The following is a 23,294-nucleotide window of genomic DNA, read 5'->3' as shown; positions in this document are numbered from 1 at the left end:
TCTTCCGCGTAGTGGGCATGACGGGCGCGTCGGAGGGTGCCTGATCGAGGTGGAATCTGCCGTTGGGGGAGGCGGGCACGGCGGGCTGCATTGAGAGAGGGTCGCAAGGGCGTCTGAATGGCCGGTAACGACGACATGACGCGCGGGAAAGCGCGGCGGGACCCCCCGGGGTCGCGCGAGGGGTCCGGCACGGGATGCAGGGGCGTTCCGGCGGGTCCGGCGGCGTGCGCCGGACGGTCCCCGGGGGTACGGGGGTAAGCGGTCAGCCGTGGCGCCGGCGCAGCAGCCAGAATGCGGCCGCGACGGCCGCGGCGGCAAGCGCCAGCACGATGCCGGTCTCCACGAGCTGGAGCGGCCAGAAGTGCGAGGAGGGATGCACGTCGTGGAACTCCCCGACGGCGCCGCGGTCGGCCATGCACTGTTCCGGGCTCGTGCGGGGGAGGCCGTAGCAGTCCTGCCAGAAGAGCCGCTTGCCGGAGGCCGTGAGCTTGCCCTGCTGAAGAATCCACAGGTCCTGCTCGTTGCCGATGGCCGACCTGGTCGCGACGGGCCACAGGTGCGGACGCAGCGTGGTGACGAGGAGCATGAGCCCTCCGGTCGCGAGGCCGGCCACGCTCATGGCGACGACGGTGCGGCGCACCAGCAGCGCGGTGAGCGCGCCGACGGCGATCGCCAGGAGTCCGTACGCGAAGGTGATGACTCCCATGGACGCGTACACCGGGCTGTCCCACAGCATTCCGGCGCCGTTCCCGGTGGTGGGCGGGCGGCTCCAGCGGAAGGCGGCGACGAGCACGGCCGTCCCTGCCGTGACGACGACCGCGGGAAGGAGCAGTTTGGCCGCGAGCCACCTGGTGGGAGTCACCGACTGGGTCCAGGCGAGCCGGTACGTACCGGTTTCCAGCTCGCGGGCGATCAGTGGACCGGCCGCGAACGCCGCGATCGCGAGCGGCAGGAGCAGGACGCCCGTGGCCACCTGGTCGAGCCCGGCCCGCAGCCACTCGTGGGCCTGGACGAGGCCCTGGATCGCTTCGTTGCAGCCGGTCCCGCCTCGGCACGGATCGGTGGTGTCGAGCGTGTCGACGCGCAGTCGCAGCGCGACGAGGGTCACGGCGGCAGCGCCGAACAGGGCGAGCGCGGCCCACAGGGCGCGGCGGTGCAGTTGGAGGACGGTCCGGCGTGGGCCGGCGAGCATTGCCTGGTTCATCGGGGGATTCCTGTCGCGCTCGGGGTGAACAGGGCCGGTGCGTCCGGGTTGCGCAGGTGGGCGAGGAGGAGGTCTTCGAGGGAGGGCTGCGCCGTCTGCCAGTCGTCCGAGACCGGGCCGTCACGCCGCAGGAGCGCCGTGGTGGCGCGGCCCGTCGTCCGTGCTTCGACCACGGTGTGCGGGGCGAAGTCCTGTGCCGGGCCGGTGACCAGGGTGTGGGCGGTCAGCAGGTCGTCGGTCCCGCCCGCGAGCCGGACGCGCCCCGCGTCGACGAGCACCACGTAGTCGCAGGTGTCCTCCAGCTCGGTGAGGATGTGCGACGACATCACCACCGTCGTACCGCGCTCGGCCGCGTCCGCGAGCAGCGTGCCCATCAGCTGGTGCCGGGCGAGCGGGTCCAGGTCCGCCATCGGCTCGTCGAGGAGCAGCAGTTCGGCCCGCTTGCCGAGAGCGAGGGCCAGGGCGAGGCGGGTGCGCTGGCCGCCGGACAGGGTGCGGACGCGGGCCGTGCCGTCGAGTTCGCCGGCTGCCACGACCCGCTGTGCGCTGTCCATGTCCCAGACGTCCGGGTTGAGTTCGGCGCCGAACCGCAGGGTCTGGGCCACCGTCAGCTGAGGATGCAGCGGCTTGTCCTGGCCGACGTACGCCATGCGTGCACGGGCGGACGCGGGGTCCGTGCCGAGGATCTCGATGCTGCCCTCCGTCGGGCGCAGCAGTCCCGCCGCGAGGGCCAGCAGGGTGGACTTGCCTGCGCCGTTGGGTCCGACGAGGCCGCAGATCCTCCCGGCGGGCAGTCGGAAGGTGCATTCCCGCAGGGCCCATCCGCGCCGGAACCGCCGGCCGAGGCCGTCGGCTTGCAGGGCTGTGCCGGTCATATGTCGTCCCCCTTGTAGAGCTCGTCCAGTACGGATGTGAACAGCGCGGCCACGTCGTCCCGCTCCAGGCCCGCGGCCCGCGCCCGTCGTCCCCATTCGGCGAGTTCGCCGCGCAGCGGTGAGTCGGCGGGGGTGGCACCCAGGGACCTGCGGACGAAGGTGCCGAGCCCGCGGCGTGCCTCGACGAGGCCTTCACGCTCCAGTTCGCGGTAGGCCTTGAGCACGGTGTTCGGGTTGATGGCGGTCGCCTCCACCACGTCGCGGGCGGTGGGCAGACGGTCGCCGGGTTCGAGGAGTCCGAGGCGCAGCGCCTGTTTGGTCTGCTGGACGATCTGCAGATAGGTGGCGACTCCGCTGCGCCGGTCGATCCGGTATTCGATCATCAACCACCCTTTCACTAATCAAGTAGTGAAAGGGTGGTGCAAAGAAGGGGGCGGTGTCAACCGCCCCCTTCCGCAAGCTCGTTCAGGACTCCGCGCGGTACATCAGGTCCACCTCGTGCGTGACGAAGCCCAGCCGCTCGTACACCGCCAGAGCCGCCGGGTTGTCCGCGTCCACGTAGAGCATGGCCGTCGGCATCTGCTGGGCCGCGAGGTGGCGGAGGCCGATCGCGGTCAGGGCCTTGCCGAGTCCGCCGCCCTGGGCGTCGGGGCGGATGCCCACCACGTACACCTCGCCCAGGTGTTCCTCGGCGTGCACCTTCGTCCAGTGGAAGCCGATGATCTCGCCGTCGCGCTCCGCGAGGAAGAAGCCCTTCGGGTCGAACCACGGTTCGTTCTTGCGGTCGTCGAGGTCCCGTTGGGTGAGCGAGCCCTGCTCCGGGTGGTGGGCGAAGGCCGCGGCGTTCACCGCGAGCCAGGCCGCGTCGTCCTGGCCCGGGACGAAGGTGCGCACCGTGACCCCGGCCGGGAACACCGGCTCGGGGATGTCGAGCTTGCTCAGGGGCCGCCGCAGTTGACGCAGTTCGCGGAAGAGGCTGAGCCCGAGGACCTGTGCCAGGTGCCGGGCCGCCGACTTCCCGCCGTGCGCCCACACCCGCAGCCGCTTGCCCGAGGCGCCGAGCAGCGCGCTGCCCAGAGCCCGGCCGTGGCCGCGGCCCCGGTGGCGCGGGTGGACCACGAGTTCGGCGGCCGGGGCCTCCACCGGATCGGTGTCCTCCAGCTGGGCGTAGCCGATCAGTTCGTCGCCGACGGTCAGCAGGAAGTGCCGTACGCCTTCGCGCTTTCCGCCGCGCAGTTGCAGCCGGCCCTGCTCGGAGACGGCCTGCATCCCGTCGTTGCCGGCGGCCTCGGCGAGCAGACCCAGTACGGCTTCCGCCTGCTCGGGAGTCAGCTCGTCATAGGTCAGGATCTGCCGGCCGGGCTCCGGAATCACCGCGTCAGTCGTCATGGGGAGAGCGTACGGCGGGGGGCGCGGACGGCGGGTGGCACGCGGGACGGCAATGGTCCGGCCGGGGGCGGTTACCGCGAAGGCAATCAGGTCGTAACCCGTACACCCCTGTCGCGCTACGCGCGTTGACTCTAGGCTGCCGCTCGCACCCTCAGACACGCTGAGACCTACAAGGGGACAGATGTCAGCGACACCGCACAGAAACCGCAGCCGCATACTTGCCGCGGTCGCCGGCCTGACCACCGTCGGCGCTCTGGTCGCCGCGATGCCGGCAGGAGCCTCCGAGAGCGGCCACGGACACGGCCGCACCGTTGACGTCCAGCTCCTGTCCTTCAACGACCTGCACGGGAACCTGGAGCCGCCCGCCGGCTCGGCCGGGCGGGTCACGCACACCAACGAGGACGGCACCACCAGGACGATCGACGCGGGCGGTGCCGAGTACCTCGCCACGCATCTGCGCCAGGCGCGCGAGGACCACCGGTACTCGGTGACCGCCGCGGCCGGTGACATGGTCGGCGCGTCCCCGCTGCTGTCCGGCCTCTTCCACGACGAGCCCACCGTCGAGGCGCTGAACAAGCTGAAGCTCGACGTCACTTCCGTCGGCAACCACGAGTTCGACGAGGGCGCCAAGGAACTGGCCCGTCTCCAGAACGGTGGCTGCCACCCGGCCGAGGGCTGCTACGAGAAGGGCAAGAAGTTCAAGGGCGCGGACTTCCCCTACCTCGCGGCCAACGTGACGAAGGAGAAGAGCGGCAAGCCGCTGCTCGACCCGTACTTCATCTGGAAGAAGAACGGCGTCAAGATCGGTTTCATCGGGGTGACCCTGGAGGGCACGCCGAACATCGTCAGCGCCGAGGGCGTCAAGGGCCTGACGTTCGGCGACGAGATCGAGACGATCAACAAGTACACCAAGGTCCTCGAGCGCAAGGGCGTCAAGTCGATCGTCGCCCTGATCCACGAGGGCGGTGCGCCCGCCTCGGCGTCGTACAACTACAACTGCGACAGCCCGGGCCCCGGTGACGGTATCTCCGGTCCGATCGTGGACATCGCCAAGAAGGTCAGCCCGCAGGTCGACGCGCTGGTCACCGGCCACACCCACCAGGCGTACGCGTGCTCCGTCCCCGACCCGTCGGGCAAGCCGCGCACCGTCACCTCGGCCGCGTCGTTCGGCAAGCTCTACACCGACACGACCCTCACCTACGACCGGCGCACGAACGACATCGTGCGTACGGCCGTGGCGTCCGCGAACCACGTCGTCACCCGTGACGTGGCCAAGGCCCCGGACATGACGAAGCTGATCCAGCGCTGGAACACGCTGGCCGCGCCGATCGCGAGCCGTCCCGTGGGCTACATCTCCGCCGACATCGAGAACCCGGCGGACGCTCCCGAGAAGCCGGTCGGCAACCTGATCGCGGACGCCCAGCTGGAGGGCCTCGCGCCGGCCGACAAGGGCGGGGCGCAGCTGGCCGTCATGAACCCCGGCGGTCTCCGTGCGGGTCTGGTGCACAAGGCGTCGGGCGGTGAGGGCGACGGTGTCGTGACGTACGGCGAGGCGTTCACCGTGCAGCCGTTCACCAACATGATGAACGTCGTCGACCTGACCGGCGCGCAGCTGGTCACCATGCTCCAGCAGCAGGTCAGCGGCGCGAACCAGGCCGCTCCGAAGATCCTTCAGGTGTCCAAGGGGTTCACCTACACCCTGGACATGACGAAGTCGGGCGCCGACCGGATCGTGACGTCGTCGGTGAAGCTGGGCGGCGAGGCGCTCGACCCGGCGAAGACCTACCGGGTCGCGATGAACGAGTTCCTCGCGGGCGGCGGCGACGGGTTCGCCGTGCTGAAGGAGCACAAGAACAAGCTCGTCGGCGCCTCCGACCTGGATGTGCTGACCGCCTACCTGGCCGCGCACTCGACGGCGGCCTCCCCGCTGGCGCCGCCGGCCACCGGCCGGATCACGGTCGTCAAGTAGCAGCAGACGCAGGGAGGTGGGGCGGCGGGCCTTCGGGCGCGTCGCCCCACCGGCGTTTGCCGTCGCCTCACCGGCGTTTGCGGCGACCCGGCCGGAAACCGCTGTTTGTTACTGGCCAGTCCAGAGGCTGGTGGTGCTTGACGTGACCCCGCCATAATCCGGGGCCATGGACCGACGGAGCTTTCTCGCGGGGGCCGCAGCTCTGACCGCGACCGCCCTCATCCCCCCACCGGCCGCAGTCGCGGCACCGCGCCGCATCCTCTCCCCCCAGGACTGGATGGCGGGTCACGGTGACTCGACCGCCCTGCAGCGTCTGACGATCCCCGGCACCCACGACTCCGGCGCCCGCTTCGGCGGCCCGTGGGCGGAGTGCCAGAACACCACCATCGCCCAGCAGTTGACCAGCGGCATCCGCTTCCTCGACGTCCGCTGCCGGGTCACCGGCGACTCGTTCGCCATCCACCACGGCCCGGCCTTCCAGAACATGATGTTCGGCGACGTCCTCATCGCCTGCCGGGACTTCCTCCAGGCGCACCCGTCCGAGACCGTGCTCATGCGCGTCAAGCAGGAGTACTCGAGCGACAGCGACGCGACCTTCCGCCGGATCTTCGACACCTATCTGGACACCAAGGGCTGGCGGCCGCTGTTCCGGATCGGCGACGGGATTCCGTCCCTCGGCGAGGCCCGCGGCAAGGTCGTGCTCCTCGGCGACAACGGCGGACTGCCCGGTGTGCGCTACGCCGACGGGGCGCTGTTCGACATCCAGGACGACTGGAACGCGCTGCCGGGTGCCAAGTACCCCAAGATCGAGGCGCACTTCCGGCGGGCCTCCGAACAGCCCGGCAAGCTGTTCATCAACTACGTCAGCACGTCCGCGAGCCTGCCGCCGCGCTGGAACTCCGACAACCTCAACCCGCGGGTCCACTCGTTCATCGACGGCACGGCGAGCGGCTGGCGCGGGCTCGGGATCGTCCCGCTCGACTTCCCGGCCACCCGCGGCGGTCTCGTCGAGTCGCTGATCCGGCACAACTGACAGCCCTCACCGACAGCCCTCACCGACAAACTGCCCTCACCGACAACCGACACCCCCACCGACAGACAGCGTTCACAGCGAGGCCGGGGGCGGCTCGGCCGCTCCCGGCAGCCTGATCAGCGCCCGTGTGCCGCCGCCCGCCGCCGGCTCCAGCTCGATCTCGCCGCCCGCCTGCTGCACGGTGCGCGCCACGATCGACAGACCCAGCCCCGATCCGGGCAGCGCCCGCGCCGAGGACGAGCGCCAGAAGCGTTCGAAGACATGCGGCAGGTCCTCGGCATCGATGCCCGGCCCGTGGTCCCGTACCGTCAGCTCGCCGGCCTTCAGCCGCACCTCGACCACCCCGCCCGGCGGCGAGAACTTCACCGCGTTGTCGAGGACGTTGACGAGCGCGCGCTCCAGTGCCGCGGGCTCGGCCCGTACGTACCAGGGCGAGACATCCGCCGCGAACGTCAGCTCCGGGCCGCGCAGCCGCACCCGCTCCAGCGCCGCGTCGACGATCTCGTGCAGGGCGACCACCTGGAGCGGTCCGCCCTCGACCGCGTCGGGCCGGGACAGCTCCTGCAAGTCACCGATCAGCGCGGCCAGTTCGGTCATCTGCGCCTTCACCGACGCCATCAGCGCGGTCCGGTCCGCGGGCGGGATCGCCCGTCCGGTCTGATCGCTGCGGGCCAGTAGCTCGATGTTCGTCCGCAGCGACGTCAGCGGCGTCCGCAGCTCGTGTCCCGCGTCCGCGATCAGCTGCGCCTGGCGGTCGCGCGAGGAGGCGAGGGCCGCGGTCATCGAGTTGAACGAGCGTGACAGCCGGGCGATCTCGTCCTCGCCCTCGACGGGGATACGGACGGTCAGATCCTCGGTGCGGGCGATGTGCTCGACGGCGCCGGTGAGCCGGTCGACGGGCCTCAGGCCGGTGCGGGCCACCCACAGCCCCGCCGCGCCCGCGCCGACGACACCGATGCCGGCCACGGCGGTGAGGAACAGGGCGAGACGGTTCAGCGAGGTGTTGATCTCGGCGAGGGGGCGGGAGACGGACACCGCCACGCTGATACCGCCGATGTCCTCCTGCTCCGTGCGCACCCGCACCTCGGCGCCCGCGTCGGTGGTGCTGTCGTGCAGGCCGATGCGCGAGGTGCCGTCCGCGACGGCGAGGTCCTCGTCCTGCACCTTCACGGGCTGCGAGTACGCGACCGGGCAGCGACGGCCGTCCGGCGCCACGATCTGGACGTAGGCGAAGTTCGACGTCGGGGTGTTCTCGATGGGGCTCTGCCCCTGGAGGCACTCCTGGTACGCCTGGACCAGCGCCTGCCGGGGCGCGCCGATGTTCTTCAGCGAGGTGTTCAGCTCGTCGTTCAGCTGCGCCCGGGTGAGCAGCCAGCAGGCGACGGACACGGCCGCGACGGCGACCGCGACGGCGGTGGCCACCAGCAGCGCGAGCCGGGACCGGATCGGCAGGGCACGGAAGCGGTGGACCGGGCCCGTCACCCCTCACCGCCGCCGGTGCGGAGCGCGTACCCCACCCCCCGCACCGTGTGCACGAGGCGCGGCTCGCCGCCCGCCTCCGTCTTGCGTCGCAGGTACATCACATACACATCCAGCGAATTGGAACTGGGCTCGAAGTCGAACCCCCATACGGACTTGAGGATCTGCTCACGGGTGAGCACCTGGCGCGGATGGGCCAGGAACATCTCCAGGAGCGTGAACTCGGTACGCGTCAGCTCCACCGGGCGCGTGCCGCGGTGGACCTCGCGGGTCGCCAGGTCCATCCGCAGGTCGGCGAAGGCCAGCACGTCGTCCTCGCCGGCCGTCCCCGCTGCGGACGCGTACGAGCTGCGCCGCAGCAGCGCGCGGATCCGGGCGAACAGCTCGTCCAGTTCGAACGGCTTGACCAGGTAGTCGTCGGCGCCCGCGTCCAGTCCGGTGACCCGGTCGCCGACGGTGTCGCGGGCGGTCAGCATCAGGATCGGCACCGTCGACCCGGACGCGCGCACCCGGCGGGCCGCGGTCAGACCGTCCATCCGCGGCATCTGGATGTCGAGCACGATCAGGTCCGGGGCGTACGCCTCCGCCTTCTCCAGCGCGTCGATGCCGTCGACGGCGACCTCCGTGCCGTACCCCTCGAAGGCCAGACTGCGCTGGAGCGCCTCTCGGACGGCGGGCTCGTCGTCCACGATGAGGATGCGTTCGCCTTCACGGGGGGTCGTCATGTCACCAGCCTCGCACGCACTCAGCTGCTGCCGCCGTCGCGCAGTGCGTCGAGGTCGCCCTTCACGGTGTCGATCGGGATGGCGAACCCCAGACCTACGCTGCCGGCCGTGGAACCGGTCGCGGAACTGGGTGCGTACATGGCCGAGTTGATGCCGATGATCTCGCCGTTCATGTTGATGAGGGCGCCGCCGGAGTTGCCGGGGTTGAGGGAGGCGTCCGTCTGGAGGGCCTTGTACGTGGTCTTCGACGATCCGGTGTCGCCGTTGAACTCCTGCCCGCCGAACTCGAACGGCCAGTTGCCGCCGCCGCCCTGCTGCCCCTGACCTTGCCCTTGCCCTTGCCCCTGACCCTGCCCTTGGTCCTGGTCCTTCGCGACCGTCACATCCCGGTCGAGCGCGGACACGATGCCGCTGGTGACCGTGCCGGTCAGACCCTCGGGCGAGCCGATCGCGACGACCTCGTCACCCACCTTGACCTTGCTGGAATCCCCGAGCGCAGCCGCCTTCAGGCCCTTCGCGCCGTCGAGCTCGATGAGCGCCAGGTCCTTGTCGGGATCGGTGCCGACGACCTTCGCGGTGTACGTCTTGCCGTCGTCGAGCCGCACCTTCACGGTGTCGGCGCCCGCGATCACATGGTTGTTGGTGATGATCTCGCCGTCGGAGGTGATGATCACGCCCGAGCCGGTGGACTCACCGGCGGAGGTGGTCGCGTTGATCTCCACGATGCTCGGCGACACGGCCTGGGCGACACCCGCGACGGTGCCGGCCGTCGTACGGGACACCGTGGTCCCGCTGACCGCGGAGCCGGCCGAGTCGCTGCCGTTGTCGGCGAAGTGCTGGACGAGGGCGGAGGTTCCGCCGCCGACGACGGCCGCGATGAGCGCGACGGCGGCGATGAGGGCGACGGGGCGCCTTGCCCTGGCCCGGTGCGCGGCCGGCTGCGCCGGCTCCTCGGGGGCGACGGGGTCGTACGGCGGGGGCGGCGGGTAGGAGGAGCCGCCGTCGAACGGCGTGGCGGCGGTGTCGTACGGGTGCGCGCCGGTGGTGTACGGCTGCGGATGCGACTGCGCTGGGTAGTGGTCCGTCATGCTGATGACTGTTCTCCTGCCGGATGAGAACAGTCTGAGGCGCTGCTGAGAACCACCCGAGAACCGGTGAGAGCCCGCCCCAGCGCCGGCCAAGGGCCTCCCCGGGCCGGACGCGCCCGGCGCCCGACAGGCTTCAGGTCACGACATCTAGGCGCAGCCGCAGGACCGGCGGATCACCAGGCCTGAGGGGAACTGCTTCACCCTCTCGCGCCGCGAACCGGCCACCCGCAGACCGTCGTCCAGCACCAGGTCCACCGCCGCCCGCGCCATCGCCGGACGGTCCGAGGAGATCGTTGTCAGAGGCGGGTCCGTCAGGGCCGCTTCCTTGACGTCGTCGAAGCCCGCCACCGCGAGCTCGCCGGGCACGTCGATCCGCAGTTCACGGGCGGCCCGCAGAACACCGATCGCCTGGTCGTCCGTCGAGCAGAAGATGGCCGGCGGCCGGTCGGGTCCGGCCAGCAGCTTCAGGGCCACGAGATACGCGTCGTAGCGGTTGTACGGGGCCTGGAACAGCCGGTCCTCCACCGAGCGGCCGGACTCCAGCATCGCGCGGCGCCAGCCCTCGACATGGTCGGCGACGGGGTCGCCGACGGCCGGGGTCGACTCCATGCCGCCGAGGCAGGCGACGTACTCGTAGCCGTGCTCCAGGAGGTGCCGGGTGGCCAGCTGAGCACCGCCGACGTCGTCGGTGACCACCGCGACGTCGTCGATCGCCTCGGGCCGCTCGTGCAGCAGCACCACCCGCGCGTCCCACGCCTCGATCTCCGCGGCGGCCCGCTCGCTGGGGCCCTGGCTGACGAGGATCAGGCCGGAGACCCGCATTCCGAGGAAGGCCCGCAGATAGTGGACCTCGCGCTCGTCGCGGTAGTCGGAATTGCCGACGAGGACCATTTTCCCGCGCTCGGCCGCGGCCTGTTCCACCGCGTGCGCCATCTCGGCGAAGAAGGGCTGCCGCGCGTCCGGGACGATCATTCCTATGAGGTCCGTGCGCCGCGACGCCATGGCCTGGGCGACCCGGTCGGGCCGGTACCCCAGCTCCTTGATCGCTGCGAGAACCCGCTCGCGCGTGGCCGGGGCGACCGGCCGGGGTCCGTTGTTGATGACATAGCTCACGACGGCGGTCGACGTACCCGCCAGTCGCGCAACATCGTCCCGCGTCACCTTGGCCACGCGCGGCAGTCTACGCGTGGTGACCTACCTGTGTGCAGGGCGTACAGCCGCTTCCTGCTCCGGGGTCCCCTGCTCCGTACGGGTGGGCGAAGCCGCCGCCTTCGCCTTGGCCTCCTCGGCCGCGCGCTCGACCTTCTCCGGCGCGACGAAGCGGTAGCCCACGTTCCGCACGGTTCCGATGAGCGACTCGTGCTCCGGGCCCAGCTTGGCCCGCAGCCGGCGTACGTGGACGTCGACCGTCCGGGTGCCGCCGAAGTAGTCGTAGCCCCAGACCTCCTGGAGCAACTGCGCCCGGGTGAAGACCCGGCCGGGGTGCTGTGCGAGGTACTTGAGCAGCTCGAACTCCTTGAAGGTCAGGTCCAGGACCCGGCCCTTCAGCTTCGCGCTGTAGGTCGCCTCGTCGACCGAGAGGTCGCCGTTGCGGATCTCCATGGGGGAGTCGTCGGAGGTGATCTGCTGGCGGCCCATCGCGAGGCGCAGTCGTGCCTCGACCTCGGCGGGGCCCGCGGTGTCCAGCAGGACGTCGTCGATGCCCCAGTCCGCGGTGACGGCCGCGAGGCCGCCCTCCGTGACGACGAGCATCAGCGGACAGCCGGGTCCGGTGGAGCGCAGCAGCTGGCACAGCGACCGCACCTGTGGCAGATCGCGGCGGCCGTCGATCAGGATGACGTCGGCACCGGGGGTGTCGACGAGAGCGGGGCCCTCGGCGGGGGCGACCCGCACGTTGTGCAGCAGCAGTCCGAGGGCGGGGAGCACCTCCGTCGACGGCTGGAGGGCATTGGTCAGGAGCAACAGTGAGCTCATCGGGCTCCACCTGCCCAGGTCGTCTGCGTCTGACGGGGTTCGTGCACGGTTCGCTCGCCCATAACGTCGGTTCCTCCTCGGTCCCTGCGAGGACGTGATGCGGCCCTGCTTCGTTCTTCGGCTCCCGCGCGCCCTTGAGAGCCTTTGTTCACCTGCCTGTAACAACGGCCGGAAAACACAAAAGGACCCGGGGGCTGCGTTGCCCGGATCCTCTGCCCAGCACAATAGCCCACATGAGTTCCGAGGCAGAGGGCTGATTTCACATGGTGGATGTTTCCTCGATCACCCGTGGCCCTCGGCGCGCAACCCTGCGGACCGCCGACGGGGTCCGCATCGAGGCGCTCCACACGCCATGGGTACAAGGCAACAGTGACACCGCGATCGTCGTCGCGCACGGTTTCACGGGTTCGGTGGACCGGCCGGCCGTGCGCCGGGCCGCGGCTGTCTTCGCGCAGCGTGCGGCCGTGGTCACCTTCTCCTTCCGCGGTCACGGGAATTCCGGCGGCCGCTCGACGGTCGGCGACCGCGAGGTGCTCGATCTCGCCGCCGCGGTCGAGTGGGCACGTGCGTGCGGCCACCGCCGGGTCGTCACGATCGGTTTCTCGATGGGCGGCTCGGTCGTGCTCCGGCACGCGGCGATGCACAGGGGGCGCAGTGAGGCACGGACCGACGCCGTGGCCTCGGTGAGCGCCCCCGCCCGCTGGTACTACCGCGGTACGGCTCCGATGCGGCGGTTGCACTGGGTGGTGACCCGGCCGCTGGGCCGTGCGGTCGGCCGGTACGGGCTGCGGACCCGCATCCACGCCGAGGACTGGGACCCCGTGCCGCTCTCGCCCGTGGAGGCCGTGCCGCTGATCGCGCCGACCCCGCTCTTGATCGTGCACGGCGACCGCGATCCGTACTTCCCGCTGGACCATCCCCGGATGCTGGCGGCGGCCGGGGACGCCGAACTGTGGCTGGAAGTGGGCATGGGCCACGCCGAGAACGCCGCCGACGACCGGTTGCTGGGCCGTCTCGCGGACTGGCTGGTCCCCGCGTGGCCCATGATGGATGCCGACGAAAGGAAGGGCGCCATGGCAGCGGGAACGATCCGCTACTGGGCCGCGGCGAAGGCGGCGGCCGGGATCGCGGAGGAGCCGTACGCGGCACAGACGCTCGCCGAAGCGCTCGACGCGGTGCGCGAGAGGCATCCGGGAGAGCTGACGCGCGTACTGAAACGGTGTTCGTTCCTCGTCGACGGCGATCCCGTCGGGACCCGTGACCATGAGACCGTACGCCTTGCCGAGGGCGGCACGGTCGAGGTGCTCCCGCCGTTCGCAGGAGGGTGAACCGCACACCATGAGCAGCGACCAGCAGTATCCGTACGGGCAGCAGCAGCCGTATCCGCCGCAGCAGTACCCGGACCCGTACCAGGGGCAGCAGCCGCACGACGGTCAGTACGACCCGTCGTACGCGCAGGAGCCCTACCCCCAGCAGTCCCACCCTCAGCAGTCCCACCCTCAGCAGTCCCACCCTCAGCAGTCCCACCCTCAGCAGTCCCACCCCCAGCAGTCCCACCCCCAGCAGTCCCACCCTCAGCAGCAGGGGTATCCGCAGCAGCCCCAGCAGCAGGGATACCCCCAGCAGGCCCATCCGCAGGCCGCGCAGACCTGGGAGGGCGAGACCTGGGACACGCAGTACCAGCCGGTCCTGCCCCCCGAGCAGACCCCGGTCGCCGCCGACACCGCGTATCTGCCGGTGCAGGGCGCCCACCCGCTGCCGCCCGAGACCCCCGCGTACGCCGAGCCCGCCGCCGAGCCGGTCGCGCCCAACGGCTCCGCGGCCACCGGTGCCCCGGCCGGCGAGGGCTACAGCACGCCCACCGTCGGCGGGAACACCCGGATCACCGACGCCCAGCGCGCCCGCGCCGAGGGCCGCTCGCCGATCATCCCGCCCGGCATCCAGCCCGCCGGGCTCACCGCCGCTCTCGGACTGCTCCTCGCCGCCGGCGCGGCCATCGGCCCGTACGCGCTGCTCGTGCCGCTCGTCCTGCTCCAGGCCGTCACGGCCGCCGGATGGTTCCGGCTGAACGGCATGTGGCCCGCCCGGCAGGGGATCGCGCTGGCCTTCGCCGGCGGGATCGCGGCCGACGCCGTCCTGCTCTCGGTCGGCCGGGAGAACGCACCGGCGGCCATCGTCGGCACGCTCGGCGTGTGGGTGCTCATCACCCTCGTCCTCCAGCTGCGCAGCCGCGCGGGTGCGGACGAGCGGATGCAGGGCCTGATGGCGACCGTGGCGTCGGCCGCCCTGGCGATCCTCGCGACCGGCCATCTGGCGGCCGCGGACGACGCCGTGGTGATCGGCGGGATCGCCGTCGCCGTGGCGACCGTGGCCCGCGCGCTGCCGCTGCCCCCCGTCGCCTCCGTCGTGCTGTCGCTGCTCGCGGCCACGGGTGCGGGCGTCGCTGCGGGAGGAGCCACCGACATCGGCACCTCGGGCGCGCTGCTCGGTCTCACGGCGGGTGTCCTCGCGCTCGTCGGCCTGCGGGTGGCCAGCTACGACTACCCGTCCCGCTTCGTTCACTTCACCGCCGGGGTGGCCCTGCCACTGACGGCCGCGGCGCCCGCGGTCTATCTGATCGGCCGCGTACTGGTCTGAGGCTGTGGGACCGGTCCGGGGTGGTGGGGACCGGTCCGAGGCCGTGGGGAACGTGTGTGCGGAACCAATGCCCCCGCCCGGACGTCGATCACAGACGAGAAGGCGTCGTCCGGTCTTGGTTAGGCTCACGGGCGTCACGGGGGTCTGACGAATAAGGGTGGGGGACACCGAAGCAATGCGTGCACTGCGAATACTGCTCATCATGGCCGTCGTCCTCGGCGGCATATTCGTCGCCGCGGACCGGATCGCGGTGAACATGGCCGAGTCCGAAGCGGCCGACAAGATCAAGAACAGCCAGGGGCTGAATTCCACTCCCGAGGTCTCCATCAAGGGCTTCCCTTTCCTCACCCAGGTGCTGGGCAAGGAGCTCGACGAGATCGACGTGAGCATCAGCGGCATCACCGGCAGCGCCGGCGGTCACACGGTGAACGTCACCGAGGTGAAGGCCGAACTGCTCGATGTGAAGATCAACAGCAGCTTCTCCTCCGCGACCGCGAGCCGCGCCGACGGCTCCGCCCGTATCTCGTACGCGGATCTGTCGAAGGCCGCCCCGAAGGGCGCCACCGTTTCCTACGCGGGACCCGAGCGGGCCGCCAACGGCCAGGTCAAGCTCACCGGGCCGCTCGACGAACTGCTGGAGGGCGCGGGCATCGAGATTCCCGGCGCGCTCGAAGGACTGGTCAAGGGCCGGACCGTCTCGACGTACAGCAAGGTCTCGCTCCACGCCGGCACCACGGTCCGGCTGAAGGCGGAGACGCTGCCCTCCCTGCCGCTGCCCGGTTTCGACGAGAAGCTGCGCGAGCTCGTCGACTACGACCTGAAGATCGACGGTCTGCCGTCCAGCATCAAGCTCGACAAGCTGGAGGCGACGAAGGAGGGCCTGAGGTTTTCCGGCATCGGTACGGACGTGTCGCTCGCGGGCTGACCCGCGCCGCCCGGGGGCACGGCCGCATGGTGAGACGGCCGTGTCCGCTGGGTAGATGAACACGAGGCGGGAATCGGTCCGGAGACCGTGGGGGAGCGGTCCGGACCGGCCTACGTACCGCATGCTGGACGATCGCGTCTCAACATCCGACACGCCGGTGACATGGCGGCCGACTCGTCCCTACGATCGGTGGCATGAAGCAGCGACAGGCGGACCTCACGAAGCGGCGGGCAGTGGACCTGTGCCGCGTCGCCGCCATGCTCTGTCGCGCTGTCTGAGCGGGAGCTTTCCTCCCGTTTCCCCCGGGCCCTTCGATGGTCAATCAGGGCCGCCCCCGGCGCTCAGCGCAGTGCCCTCGCGCATCCGCGTAACCGCGCCCCCGTCTCTTCGCATCACCCGCCGCACACTGCCCCGGAGGAGAACAGCATGAGCCGCAGCGACGTCCTGGTAGACGCCGACTGGGTCGAGGCCCACATCGACGACCCGAAGGTCGCCATCGTCGAGGTCGACGAGGACACCTCGGCGTACGACAAGAACCACATCAAGAACGCGATCCGGATCGACTGGACGAAGGACCTCCAGGACCCGGTCCGCCGTGACTTCATCGACCAGGAGGGCTTCGAGAAGCTCCTGTCGGCGAAGGGCATCGCGAACGACACCACCGTCGTCCTCTACGGCGGCAACAACAACTGGTTCGCCTCGTACGCGTTCTGGTACTTCAAGCTCTACGGCCACGGCGACGTCCGCCTCCTCGACGGCGGCCGCAAGAAGTGGGAGCTCGACTCCCGCGACCTGGTCGACGAGGTCCCCGAGCGCCCGGCCACGGACTACAAGGCCAAGCCCCAGGACGTCTCGATCCGCGCCTTCCGTGACGACGTGGTCAAGGCGATCGGCTCCCAGAACCTGGTCGACGTGCGCTCGCCCGACGAGTTCAGCGGCAAGCTGCTCGCCCCGGCGCACCTCCCGCAGGAGCAGTCGCAGCGCCCCGGCCACGTGCCGAGCGCCCGCAACATCCCGTGGTCCAAGAACGCCAACGACGACGGCACCTTCAAGTCGGACGAAGAGCTCAAGGCCCTCTACGAGGACGAGCAGGTCGACCTGTCGAAGGACACCATCGCCTACTGCCGCATCGGCGAGCGCTCCGCGCTGACCTGGTTCGTGCTGCACCAGCTGCTCGGCCAGGAGCACGTCAAGAACTACGACGGTTCGTGGACCGAGTACGGCTCCCTCGTCGGCGTGCCGATCGAGCTCGGCGCCAACAAGTAACCGACCCCCGACCTTTCTGGAGAGCAGTATGTGTGGAGCGAAGGCCGGCGGCCCCGACGCCTCGTCGATCAAGCCCGGTGAGACCACCATCCAGGGCCACGTGACCCGCGACGGCGAGCCCGTCACCGGCTACGTGCGTCTGCTGGACTCGACCGGCGAGTTCACCGCCGAGGTCCCGACCTCGGCGACCGGACAGTTCCGCTTCTACGCGGCCGAGGGCACGTGGACCGTGCGCGCCTTGGTGCCGGGCGGTACGGCGGACCGTACGGTCGTCGCCCAGACCGGCGGCCTCTCCGAGGTCGCGATCGCGGTCTGAGCCGCTGATCGGGCACACCTGAACGGCCAAGGGCCGCACCCCCGGGGGTTGGACGCCACCGGATGGGGGTGCGGCCCTTCGGTCGTACGCTGGAGACATGTACGCACGGCGTCGGCGTGGCTATTTCTGGCTGATGGGCGGATGCGTGGTCCTGTTCGTGTCCGCCTGGGCCGTGGTGCGGCTGTGGTCGGTGCCGGTCGCCGTCGGGATGTGCGTCGTCGCCATGGTCATCCCGCCGTTCGCGGCGATGATCGCGAACCGGCGCGGGCCCGAGGACCGCTGGTGGGACGACCCCACGGGCGACAAGCAGTCCGACGACTGGTGGGACGAGTTGGACGGCAAGAACCGGCGGCCGTAGCGGCCAGGTCCCCTGTGACCGGCCGCGGGGAGGACGCTCAGTAGACGAGAGCCTGTACGCCGTCACCCATGATCTCGCTGACGAAGACTTGCGCGCCCGCGATCCGTACGCCCTCGATGACGTCCTTCTCCGTGATGTCCCGGCGTGCCGCGCACTGCGTGCAGAGCGTGATCAGCCCCACCGCCTGGATCGATTCGATGAGCGTCGGCAGCGGCGCGGCGTGCGGCAGTTCGAACTCGGCGGCCCGCCCCGGCAGTGCGAACCACGCGGACTCACCGGTCAGCCAGAGCGACACCTCCACCCCGCTGGCGGCGGCGACGGCCGCCACGGTGAACGCCTGCGAGCAGCGCTCGGGCGCATCGGAACCAGCGGTGACCTTGATCACGAGCTTCTTCGCCATATGCCGAACTGTAATGCGCGGCGATGCAACCCACCCCGATGCCTGTGGGTCTGCTGTGTGTGCACATACCGGAAGATCAAGAGAAGCCTGGTGAGCCCATGGCTCCCGAGGCGGCGGCACCGCGCAGGCGGGGCCGTACGGCGCTGGTCGTCGGGGCGGCGGCGGTGCTGGGGGTGCTGGCCGGAACGGTGACCGGCTACGCCGTGCAGATGGACCGTGATCCGACACCACTGGCGCCGTTGTCCCAGCCGGAGTTGAGGACGCCGAGGACGGTCGCGGCGGGCCCGGACACCACACCGCTGACGGTCAGCGCGAACCGCCGGCATGCGACGGACGGCGATCTGCGGCAGCTGCTCGTCAAGAAGCCGAAGGGTGCCCAGACGGACCGTGGGGTGACGTCCGACGGGTGGACCGACGTCGTCTCGTTCGCCGGTGACTACGACGAGCCCGACCGGCAGTTCACCTACCTGGCCGAGCAGGACATCCGGCGCATCGCCACGACGGCATGGGAGCAGCGGGGCGGCATCTTCGTCACCGTCCATCTCATCCAGTTCCGGGACACGGCCAGGACGGCAGCCGCGGACTGGGTGTCCGACCAGCAGGCCTACATGCCGACGGAGGACTTCGCCGGGCATGACGGCGAACTCATCGCGGGCAGTGGCAACGGGCGGGTGTACGTGTTCAACGAGCCCATCCGCAAGGCGGGTTACGAGCCGCTGTACCAGGCCCGGGTCCTCGCCTACCGCGGTGATGTGGCCATGGAGATCTGGTACGTCAACAACACCCGCAAGATCTCCGAGAAGGCCGTGACGGCCCTCGCCGAGCAGCAACTGGGGCGCCTGTGAGCGAGCAGCCTTCCATCCAGGGCCCGCCGGCGGGCGAGCCCTCCGCCTCGACCGCGCCGCCGGTCGAGCAGCCTTCCGTGCCGACCGCGCCGCCGGTCGAGCAGCCTTCCGTCCCGGGTCCGCCCGCCTTGCCGCCTTCCGCCGCCGGCGAGCAGGGTGCCGTCGGCGATCCGCCTTCCGCGCCCGCCTCGCCGGAGCCGCTTCCCGAGATCCTCGGCTCTGCCCAGGAGCCGCGGCGTGTCCACCCCAAACTGATCACGGCGGTCTCGGGGGCCCTCGCCCTCGCCGTGGTCGCCGGCCTGGGTGTTCTGGCATTCGACCGGCTCGGTGACGCGGACCGCACCGCGCCCACCGTGGTGTGGGTCAATCCCCCGCAGCGGCCCGAGAACCCGGCGGCGGAGCCCACGGGTCTCGCCGCCAAACTGCCGCCGGTGCCGTACCAGTACCGGCTGGGACCGGACGTCGACGGCCTGGGCAACAACACGGTCCTCGGCAGGAAGCAGGCGGTCGTCAAGTTCAAGGAAGGAACCCGCGGCCTCACCCCCGCCCAGCGCAAGGCCCGTGACAGGGCGATCGACAAGCTGCGGCTCCAGGGCCTCGCCGCGCGCAGCTATGTCTCCCTAGACCAGGGGCTGATCGTCGAGATGAGTCTCGCGCAGATCGAGAACGCGAAGGACGGCCGGAAGCTGGCCGGGTTCCAGAGCGAGTTCGCCGAGGCGTTCGGCGTCCTGCGCAAGGGCCCCACCGTCCCCGGCTTCAAGAACGCGAAGTGCTTCCTGACGCCGAAGAGCAGTGAGACGAAGTTCGACGCCATGTTCTGCAGCGCCTATGAGGGCGATGTGCTGGTCAACGTGTACGCCTACGGCCTCCGGCCGCTGGGCACCGCATCCGCCACCGAGCTGCTGAGACTCCAGCTGGAGCATCTCGAATCCCCTGGGGAGTCCGTGTGATCGACGAAACCCGCACGGCACCCGAGGTGCGATCCGTGCACGAGCCCGAGCTGTCCGCGCCGCAGGCCGACGCCGCCGTTCCGCCGGAGGCCCCGGAGGTCGAGGCCCCGGAGGCCCAGGAGGCCGACGCCGCCGTTCCGCCGGAGGCCCAGGCGCCCGCCGCGCCCCTGGCGCCCCCCGCGCCCGCCGTACCCCCAGCGCCCGCCACGCCCGGCCGCCGGAGGCGTCTGCTGACCGTGCTCCGATGGACCGCCGCCACGGTGGTCTTCGCCGCGCTGGGAACGGGGGTCGCGTACGGCATCACCGAGCAGGAGCGCACCGACGTGCCCGGGCTCGCCACCGAGGACGACGGCCGCTGGGTCTACCCGAAGCTCGCCAAGCCGGTGCTGCCGGCCGGTGCGGTCGATCCGTTCGACCGGACCAACGAGGGCCAGGTCCACTACGCGGATCTGAGCGCTCTGCTGCTCCCCCTGCCCGCGGGGGCCCGCCCGGACAAGCAGCTCAAGGGCGGGCGGGTGCCCGCCGGCCGATTCCTCGCCGAGTTCCCCGGGCACCAGCGTGAGGACCTGGAGCAGGACCTCACCGATGGAGGGCTGCGACACGTCGTGGCACGGGGCTGGACCATGGCGGACGCCACCAGCACCCGGATCTATCTGCTGCGCTTCCACTCGGTCGCGTTCGCCGACGCGTTCTTCTCGGCGCACCTCGGCGGCGAGCCGGAGGCGGTCGCGGCGCTGAACGGGGTGGACCAGGTCGCGCCGGTCGACGAGTCCTACCCGTCCACCACCGCCGGCGTTCCCTCGACCGACCGCCATGTGTACGGCGAGTCGGAGCCGGGGGCGGTGCATGTGCGGCACGCCTACATCACCGCCGGCGACACCGTTGCGCTGATCGTCCAGTCCCGGAAGGGCACGTCCGCGGCGGTCCCCTTCCACCAGACCGTCGTCCTGCAGAATCAGCTGCTCGGCTGACCTCGCAGAGAGACGTGACCGTCAACCCATTAGGCTGGGCACCGGCCCTGTTCCGCCACATCGCTCATCCGAGGAGCACCCCGTGCTTGAGGCATTCTTCGAAGCCCTTCTGGTCCTGGTCTGCGTCGGCGTCGCCGCCTTCGCCTGGCTGACCGTGAAGAAGCTCTACCAGGGTCAGCGCTAGCGGGGCCGTACCGCCCGAGACCTGTGACGACAGCCCCATCACTACAGATCGCCTGAGCTGCTCATGATCGAGATTCCGTCCGACCTGAACCCGGACCTCGTCCCCCTCGCCTTCCTCCTCGGAACCTGGGAGGGCGCGGGTGTCTCCGACTTCCCCGGCGCCGAGAAGTGCAACTTCGGCCAGTCCGTCACCTTCAGCCACGACGGCCGGGACTTCATCGAGTACGTCTCGCACTCCTGGGTGCTGGACGCCGAGGGCAACAAGGTCAGGCCGCTGGAGAGCGAGCACGGCTACTGGCGCATCGACAAGGACCGCAAGGTCGAGGTCGTCATGGTCCGCGACCAGGGCGTCGTCGAGGTCTGGTACGGCGAACTCGCCGACCAGAAGCCGCAGATCGATCTCGTGACGGACGCGATCGCGCGGACCGCGTCCGCCGGTCCGTACAGCGGCGGCAAGCGGCTCTACGGGTATGTGAAGAGCGACCTGATGTGGGTGGGCGAGAAGTCCACGCCCGAGGTGCCGCTGCGGCCGTACATGTCGGCGCATCTGAAGAAGGTCGTCTCCCCGGAGCAGGTCGAGTCCTGGGCCAAGGACCTCGGCGACCTCCCCGACGACGGCATCGCCTTCTTCAAGTAGCCCGCGTTCCTCGGGCAGTCCGTGTCCCCGGGGCAGCCCGCGCTCCTCGGGCGGCCCACGGTATTCAAGCAACCCGAAGGGGATTCTCAGAGGCCTCTGAGATACCTCCGGTAGCTCTGGAATGTGACCAGAGCTGCCTTGGTGCTCGTCGTCGACGACGAGCCGGACATCCGTGAACTCCTCGCCCAGACACTGCGCCTCGCCGGCTTCGACGTCAGCTGTGCGGCCACCGGCATCGAGGCCATGCAGCGGCTCGGCGGCCGTGCCCCGGATCTGGTCGTGCTGGACGTGCTGCTGCCCGATCTCGACGGATTCGAGATCGCCCGCATGATGCGCAGGGCCGGGCACCGCATGCCGGTCCTCTTCCTCACCGCCCCGGGCGCGGCCGGCCGCTGCACCGGGCCCGCGGGCGAGGCGGACGCGTGCGTGGCCAAGCCGTTCCGCCTCGAAGAGGTGGTGCTGCGGATCCGGGCCCTGCTCGGCCGGACACGGGATACGGCCGCGGCGCCGGCCCGCCCGGACGGGCCGCCGCTCCGCTCGGAGGGGCCGCCGGCCGAGACGCCCGCCCGTACACCCGTCCGACGCCCCGCGGCGGACCTACACTGGGTCCCGTGGTGAGCATCGACTGGAAGAGCGATCTGCGGCAGCGTGGCTACCGGCTGACCCCACAGCGTCAGCTTGTCCTGGAGGCCGTCGACTCCCTGGAGCACGCGACGCCCGACGACATCCTCGCCGAGGTGCGCAAGACCGCGTCCGGCGTGAACATCTCCACCGTCTACCGGACCCTGGAGCTCCTGGAGGAGCTGCACCTGGTCTCGCACGCCCATCTCGGCCACGGCGCTCCGACCTATCACCTCGCCGACCGGCACCACCACATCCATCTGGTGTGCCGCGACTGCACGACCGTGATCGAGGCGGACGTCTCGGTCGCCTCCGAGTTCACGGCGAAGCTGCGCGAGACCTTCGGGTTCGAGACCGACATGAAGCACTTCGCGATCTTCGGCCGCTGCGAGAAGTGCTCGGCCGAGGCTTCGGCCACCGAGTCGTAGGCTGGGGCGCATGCTGCAACATTCACGTACAGCCAGCCCTCTGCTGTCCCGGCCCGGCGCCGTCCCCGCCGAGGGACACGACGAAGGGGTCGCCGCGCACTACGGCGACCTGTTCCGTGAGCAGCGTGCCCTCGCGGACGGCCGGGGTCTCGTCGACCTCTCCCACCGCGGTGTCGTCGCCGTCACCGGCGACGACCGGCTGAGCTGGCTGCATCTGCTGCTCACGCAGCATGTGAGCGATCTTCCGGTGGGCCAGGCCACCGAGGCGCTGATCCTCTCCGCCCACGGCCACATCGAGCACGCGCTGTACCTCGTCGACGACGGCGAGACGGCGTGGATGCATGTCGAGCCGGGCACCGAGGAAGCGCTCATCGCCTACCTGGAGTCGATGAAGTTCTTCTACCGGGTCGAGGTCGCCGAGCGCACCGCCGATGTCGCGGTGGTGCATCTGCCCGCCGGCTCCATCGCCGAGGTCCCCCGCGGAGTGGTCGTCCGCGAGACCCCGCACGGCCGCGATCTGTTCCTGCCGCGCGCCGACCTGGAGACGTACGCCGACGCGAACGGCCCTCTTGCCGGGATCCTGGCCTACGAGGCCCTGCGCGTGGAGACCCACCGCCCGCGCGTCGGCTTCGAGACCGACCACCGCACCATCCCGCACGAGCTGGGCTGGATCGGCTCCGCGGTCCACCTCCAGAAGGGCTGCTACCGCGGTCAGGAGACCGTGGCGCGCGTCCACAACCTGGGGAAGCCGCCGCGTCGGCTGGTCTTCCTGCACCTGGACGGCAGCGAGGTCCATCTGCCCGGCCCCGGCACCCCGATCCGGCTCGCGGCCGACGGCGAGGAGGGCCGCAAGCTCGGGTTCATCACCACCTCCGCCCGCCACCACGAGCTCGGCCCGATCGCGCTGGCGCTGGTGAAGCGCAATGTGCCGGTGGACGCGGAACTGCTGGCGGGCGACACGGCGGCCGCGCAGGAGACGGTCGTCGAGCCGTAGGTCCGTCCTTCGGATCCTGCCGGGCTC

At 70.7% G+C, this 23,294-nt stretch carries 26 protein-coding genes and 1 pseudogene; 17 read left to right on the top strand and 10 right to left on the bottom strand.

The annotated features are described in order from the left end of the window. Positions 1–262: 262 nt before the first annotated feature. The 4 genes from ACQPWZ_RS16895 to mshD form a co-directional block, all read right to left on the bottom strand. The gene (locus ACQPWZ_RS16895; RefSeq protein ID WP_433571755.1) at positions 263–1,204 is read right to left on the bottom strand and encodes an ABC transporter permease; all 942 of its coding nucleotides are present in this window, start codon (positions 1,202–1,204) and stop codon (positions 263–265) included. Next, positions 1,201–2,079, bottom strand: a complete 879-nt coding sequence (locus ACQPWZ_RS16890) for an ABC transporter ATP-binding protein (protein WP_433571754.1) — start codon at positions 2,077–2,079, stop codon at positions 1,201–1,203. The genes ACQPWZ_RS16895 and ACQPWZ_RS16890 overlap by 4 nt, the downstream gene beginning before the upstream one ends. After that, the gene (locus ACQPWZ_RS16885) at positions 2,076–2,462 is read right to left on the bottom strand and encodes a GntR family transcriptional regulator (protein WP_340473896.1); all 387 of its coding nucleotides are present in this window, start codon (positions 2,460–2,462) and stop codon (positions 2,076–2,078) included. The genes ACQPWZ_RS16890 and ACQPWZ_RS16885 overlap by 4 nt, the downstream gene beginning before the upstream one ends. An 82-nt stretch (positions 2,463–2,544) precedes the next feature. Further along, complete coding sequence (mshD, locus tag ACQPWZ_RS16880) at positions 2,545–3,468, bottom strand: mycothiol synthase (RefSeq protein ID WP_340473895.1); 924 nt, start codon at positions 3,466–3,468, stop codon at positions 2,545–2,547. Between the two features lie 181 nt (positions 3,469–3,649). Here mshD and ACQPWZ_RS16875 point away from each other — a divergent pair, with 181 nt between their 5' ends. After that, positions 3,650–5,437, top strand: a complete 1,788-nt coding sequence (locus tag ACQPWZ_RS16875; protein WP_433571753.1) for a bifunctional metallophosphatase/5'-nucleotidase — start codon at positions 3,650–3,652, stop codon at positions 5,435–5,437. A gap of 166 nt (positions 5,438–5,603) precedes the next feature. Beyond that, complete coding sequence (locus ACQPWZ_RS16870; RefSeq protein ID WP_340473893.1) at positions 5,604–6,470, top strand: phosphatidylinositol-specific phospholipase C; 867 nt, start codon at positions 5,604–5,606, stop codon at positions 6,468–6,470. A 72-nt stretch (positions 6,471–6,542) separates the two neighbouring features. On the opposite strand, the gene ACQPWZ_RS16865 is transcribed toward ACQPWZ_RS16870, so the two are convergent. The 5 genes from ACQPWZ_RS16865 to ACQPWZ_RS16845 form a co-directional block, all read right to left on the bottom strand. Next, the gene (locus ACQPWZ_RS16865) at positions 6,543–7,952 is read right to left on the bottom strand and encodes a sensor histidine kinase (protein WP_340473891.1); all 1,410 of its coding nucleotides are present in this window, start codon (positions 7,950–7,952) and stop codon (positions 6,543–6,545) included. After that, a complete protein-coding gene (locus ACQPWZ_RS16860) occupies positions 7,949–8,674 on the bottom strand; it encodes a response regulator transcription factor (RefSeq protein WP_313945530.1) in 726 nt (241 codons plus the stop codon). Before ACQPWZ_RS16860 ends, ACQPWZ_RS16865 begins: the two co-directional genes overlap by 4 nt. Before the next feature lie 20 nt (positions 8,675–8,694). Then, positions 8,695–9,762 (bottom strand): S1C family serine protease, encoded by a 1,068-nt coding sequence (locus ACQPWZ_RS16855; protein WP_433571752.1) that lies wholly within the window; start codon positions 9,760–9,762, stop codon positions 8,695–8,697. A 147-nt stretch (positions 9,763–9,909) separates the two neighbouring features. Beyond that, entirely contained in the window at positions 9,910–10,932 is a 1,023-nt protein-coding gene (locus tag ACQPWZ_RS16850) for a LacI family DNA-binding transcriptional regulator (protein WP_313945532.1), read from the bottom strand. Positions 10,933–10,956: 24 nt separating this feature from the next. Next, positions 10,957–11,736, bottom strand: a complete 780-nt coding sequence (locus ACQPWZ_RS16845) for a response regulator transcription factor (RefSeq protein WP_383232619.1) — start codon at positions 11,734–11,736, stop codon at positions 10,957–10,959. Between the two features lie 263 nt (positions 11,737–11,999). Here ACQPWZ_RS16845 and ACQPWZ_RS16840 point away from each other — a divergent pair. The 8 genes and pseudogenes from ACQPWZ_RS16840 to ACQPWZ_RS16805 form a co-directional block, all read left to right on the top strand. Continuing rightward, positions 12,000–12,773, top strand: a pseudogene (locus ACQPWZ_RS16840) (alpha/beta hydrolase); the annotation flags it as partial. A 6-nt stretch (positions 12,774–12,779) separates the two neighbouring features. Beyond that, complete coding sequence (locus ACQPWZ_RS16835) at positions 12,780–13,064, top strand: MoaD/ThiS family protein (protein WP_340477901.1); 285 nt, start codon at positions 12,780–12,782, stop codon at positions 13,062–13,064. Between the two features lie 10 nt (positions 13,065–13,074). Continuing rightward, entirely contained in the window at positions 13,075–14,373 is a 1,299-nt protein-coding gene (locus ACQPWZ_RS16830; RefSeq protein WP_433571751.1) for a hypothetical protein, read from the top strand. 175 nt (positions 14,374–14,548) lie between these two features. Continuing rightward, complete coding sequence (locus tag ACQPWZ_RS16825) at positions 14,549–15,298, top strand: LmeA family phospholipid-binding protein (protein WP_433571750.1); 750 nt, start codon at positions 14,549–14,551, stop codon at positions 15,296–15,298. A 194-nt stretch (positions 15,299–15,492) separates the two neighbouring features. Then, on the top strand, positions 15,493–15,576 hold the full coding sequence (locus ACQPWZ_RS16820; protein WP_350807544.1) for a putative leader peptide: 84 nt from the start codon (positions 15,493–15,495) through the stop codon (positions 15,574–15,576). A gap of 148 nt (positions 15,577–15,724) precedes the next feature. After that, complete coding sequence (locus ACQPWZ_RS16815; RefSeq protein ID WP_340473884.1) at positions 15,725–16,564, top strand: sulfurtransferase; 840 nt, start codon at positions 15,725–15,727, stop codon at positions 16,562–16,564. Positions 16,565–16,592: 28 nt separating this feature from the next. Further along, on the top strand, positions 16,593–16,880 hold the full coding sequence (locus ACQPWZ_RS16810; protein ID WP_313945537.1) for a DUF1416 domain-containing protein: 288 nt from the start codon (positions 16,593–16,595) through the stop codon (positions 16,878–16,880). Positions 16,881–16,977: 97 nt separating this feature from the next. Next, the gene (locus ACQPWZ_RS16805; protein WP_327682779.1) at positions 16,978–17,238 is read left to right on the top strand and encodes a DUF3099 domain-containing protein; all 261 of its coding nucleotides are present in this window, start codon (positions 16,978–16,980) and stop codon (positions 17,236–17,238) included. 37 nt (positions 17,239–17,275) lie between these two features. Here ACQPWZ_RS16805 and ACQPWZ_RS16800 read toward each other — a convergent pair whose 3' ends face one another. Beyond that, on the bottom strand, positions 17,276–17,638 hold the full coding sequence (locus tag ACQPWZ_RS16800) for a DsrE family protein (protein ID WP_313945539.1): 363 nt from the start codon (positions 17,636–17,638) through the stop codon (positions 17,276–17,278). Positions 17,639–17,736: 98 nt separating this feature from the next. On the opposite strand from ACQPWZ_RS16800, the gene ACQPWZ_RS16795 reads away from it, so the two are divergent. From ACQPWZ_RS16795 to ACQPWZ_RS16765, 7 genes are all read left to right on the top strand, one after another. Beyond that, a complete protein-coding gene (locus ACQPWZ_RS16795; protein WP_433571749.1) occupies positions 17,737–18,483 on the top strand; it encodes a hypothetical protein in 747 nt (248 codons plus the stop codon). Then, the gene (locus ACQPWZ_RS16790) at positions 18,480–19,433 is read left to right on the top strand and encodes a hypothetical protein (RefSeq protein ID WP_433571748.1); all 954 of its coding nucleotides are present in this window, start codon (positions 18,480–18,482) and stop codon (positions 19,431–19,433) included. Before ACQPWZ_RS16795 ends, ACQPWZ_RS16790 begins: the two co-directional genes overlap by 4 nt. Further along, entirely contained in the window at positions 19,430–20,404 is a 975-nt protein-coding gene (locus ACQPWZ_RS16785; RefSeq protein WP_433571747.1) for a hypothetical protein, read from the top strand. Before ACQPWZ_RS16790 ends, ACQPWZ_RS16785 begins: the two co-directional genes overlap by 4 nt. Positions 20,405–20,651: 247 nt before the next feature. After that, entirely contained in the window at positions 20,652–21,224 is a 573-nt protein-coding gene (locus tag ACQPWZ_RS16780; RefSeq protein WP_356706331.1) for an FABP family protein, read from the top strand. Between the two features lie 123 nt (positions 21,225–21,347). Continuing rightward, complete coding sequence (locus ACQPWZ_RS16775; protein WP_405570824.1) at positions 21,348–21,842, top strand: response regulator transcription factor; 495 nt, start codon at positions 21,348–21,350, stop codon at positions 21,840–21,842. After that, complete coding sequence (locus ACQPWZ_RS16770; protein WP_340473875.1) at positions 21,836–22,273, top strand: Fur family transcriptional regulator; 438 nt, start codon at positions 21,836–21,838, stop codon at positions 22,271–22,273. Before ACQPWZ_RS16775 ends, ACQPWZ_RS16770 begins: the two co-directional genes overlap by 7 nt. Before the next feature lie 10 nt (positions 22,274–22,283). After that, positions 22,284–23,267 carry a YgfZ/GcvT domain-containing protein gene (locus ACQPWZ_RS16765; RefSeq protein ID WP_433571746.1) on the top strand — a complete coding sequence of 328 codons (984 nt, stop codon included), beginning with the start codon at positions 22,284–22,286 and terminating at the stop codon, positions 23,265–23,267. Positions 23,268–23,294: the final 27 nt, after the last annotated feature.

The sequence above is a fragment of the Streptomyces sp. CA-251247 genome, assembly GCF_050952975.1.
Lineage (GTDB): Bacteria > Actinomycetota > Actinomycetes > Streptomycetales > Streptomycetaceae > Streptomyces > Streptomyces achmelvichensis.
Note: the sequence above shows the minus strand (reverse complement) of the source record. Positions and strands in the feature narration are given on the sequence as shown.

Bases quoted from the DNA above. Each gene is read 5' to 3' on its own strand.
- ACQPWZ_RS16800 (WP_313945539.1), bottom strand. From the start codon at position 17,638: ATGGCGAAGAAGCTCGTGATCAAGGTCACCGCTGGTTCCGATGCGCCC.
- ACQPWZ_RS16805 (WP_327682779.1), top strand. From the start codon at position 16,978: ATGTACGCACGGCGTCGGCGTGGCTATTTCTGGCTGATGGGCGGATGC.
- ACQPWZ_RS16890 (WP_433571754.1), bottom strand. From the start codon at position 2,079: ATGACCGGCACAGCCCTGCAAGCCGACGGCCTCGGCCGGCGGTTCCGG.
- ACQPWZ_RS16815 (WP_340473884.1), top strand. From the start codon at position 15,725: ATGAGCCGCAGCGACGTCCTGGTAGACGCCGACTGGGTCGAGGCCCAC.
- mshD (WP_340473895.1), bottom strand. From the start codon at position 3,468: ATGACGACTGACGCGGTGATTCCGGAGCCCGGCCGGCAGATCCTGACC.
- ACQPWZ_RS16870 (WP_340473893.1), top strand. From the start codon at position 5,604: ATGGACCGACGGAGCTTTCTCGCGGGGGCCGCAGCTCTGACCGCGACC.
- ACQPWZ_RS16895 (WP_433571755.1), bottom strand. From the start codon at position 1,204: ATGAACCAGGCAATGCTCGCCGGCCCACGCCGGACCGTCCTCCAACTG.
- ACQPWZ_RS16860 (WP_313945530.1), bottom strand. From the start codon at position 8,674: ATGACGACCCCCCGTGAAGGCGAACGCATCCTCATCGTGGACGACGAG.
- ACQPWZ_RS16795 (WP_433571749.1), top strand. From the start codon at position 17,737: ATGGCTCCCGAGGCGGCGGCACCGCGCAGGCGGGGCCGTACGGCGCTG.
- ACQPWZ_RS16765 (WP_433571746.1), top strand. From the start codon at position 22,284: ATGCTGCAACATTCACGTACAGCCAGCCCTCTGCTGTCCCGGCCCGGC.
- ACQPWZ_RS16885 (WP_340473896.1), bottom strand. From the start codon at position 2,462: ATGATCGAATACCGGATCGACCGGCGCAGCGGAGTCGCCACCTATCTG.
- ACQPWZ_RS16825 (WP_433571750.1), top strand. From the start codon at position 14,549: ATGCGTGCACTGCGAATACTGCTCATCATGGCCGTCGTCCTCGGCGGC.
- ACQPWZ_RS16855 (WP_433571752.1), bottom strand. From the start codon at position 9,762: ATGACGGACCACTACCCAGCGCAGTCGCATCCGCAGCCGTACACCACC.
- ACQPWZ_RS16830 (WP_433571751.1), top strand. From the start codon at position 13,075: ATGAGCAGCGACCAGCAGTATCCGTACGGGCAGCAGCAGCCGTATCCG.
- ACQPWZ_RS16845 (WP_383232619.1), bottom strand. From the start codon at position 11,736: ATGAGCTCACTGTTGCTCCTGACCAATGCCCTCCAGCCGTCGACGGAG.
- ACQPWZ_RS16835 (WP_340477901.1), top strand. From the start codon at position 12,780: ATGATGGATGCCGACGAAAGGAAGGGCGCCATGGCAGCGGGAACGATC.
- ACQPWZ_RS16780 (WP_356706331.1), top strand. From the start codon at position 20,652: ATGATCGAGATTCCGTCCGACCTGAACCCGGACCTCGTCCCCCTCGCC.
- ACQPWZ_RS16875 (WP_433571753.1), top strand. From the start codon at position 3,650: ATGTCAGCGACACCGCACAGAAACCGCAGCCGCATACTTGCCGCGGTC.
- ACQPWZ_RS16820 (WP_350807544.1), top strand. From the start codon at position 15,493: ATGAAGCAGCGACAGGCGGACCTCACGAAGCGGCGGGCAGTGGACCTG.
- ACQPWZ_RS16810 (WP_313945537.1), top strand. From the start codon at position 16,593: ATGTGTGGAGCGAAGGCCGGCGGCCCCGACGCCTCGTCGATCAAGCCC.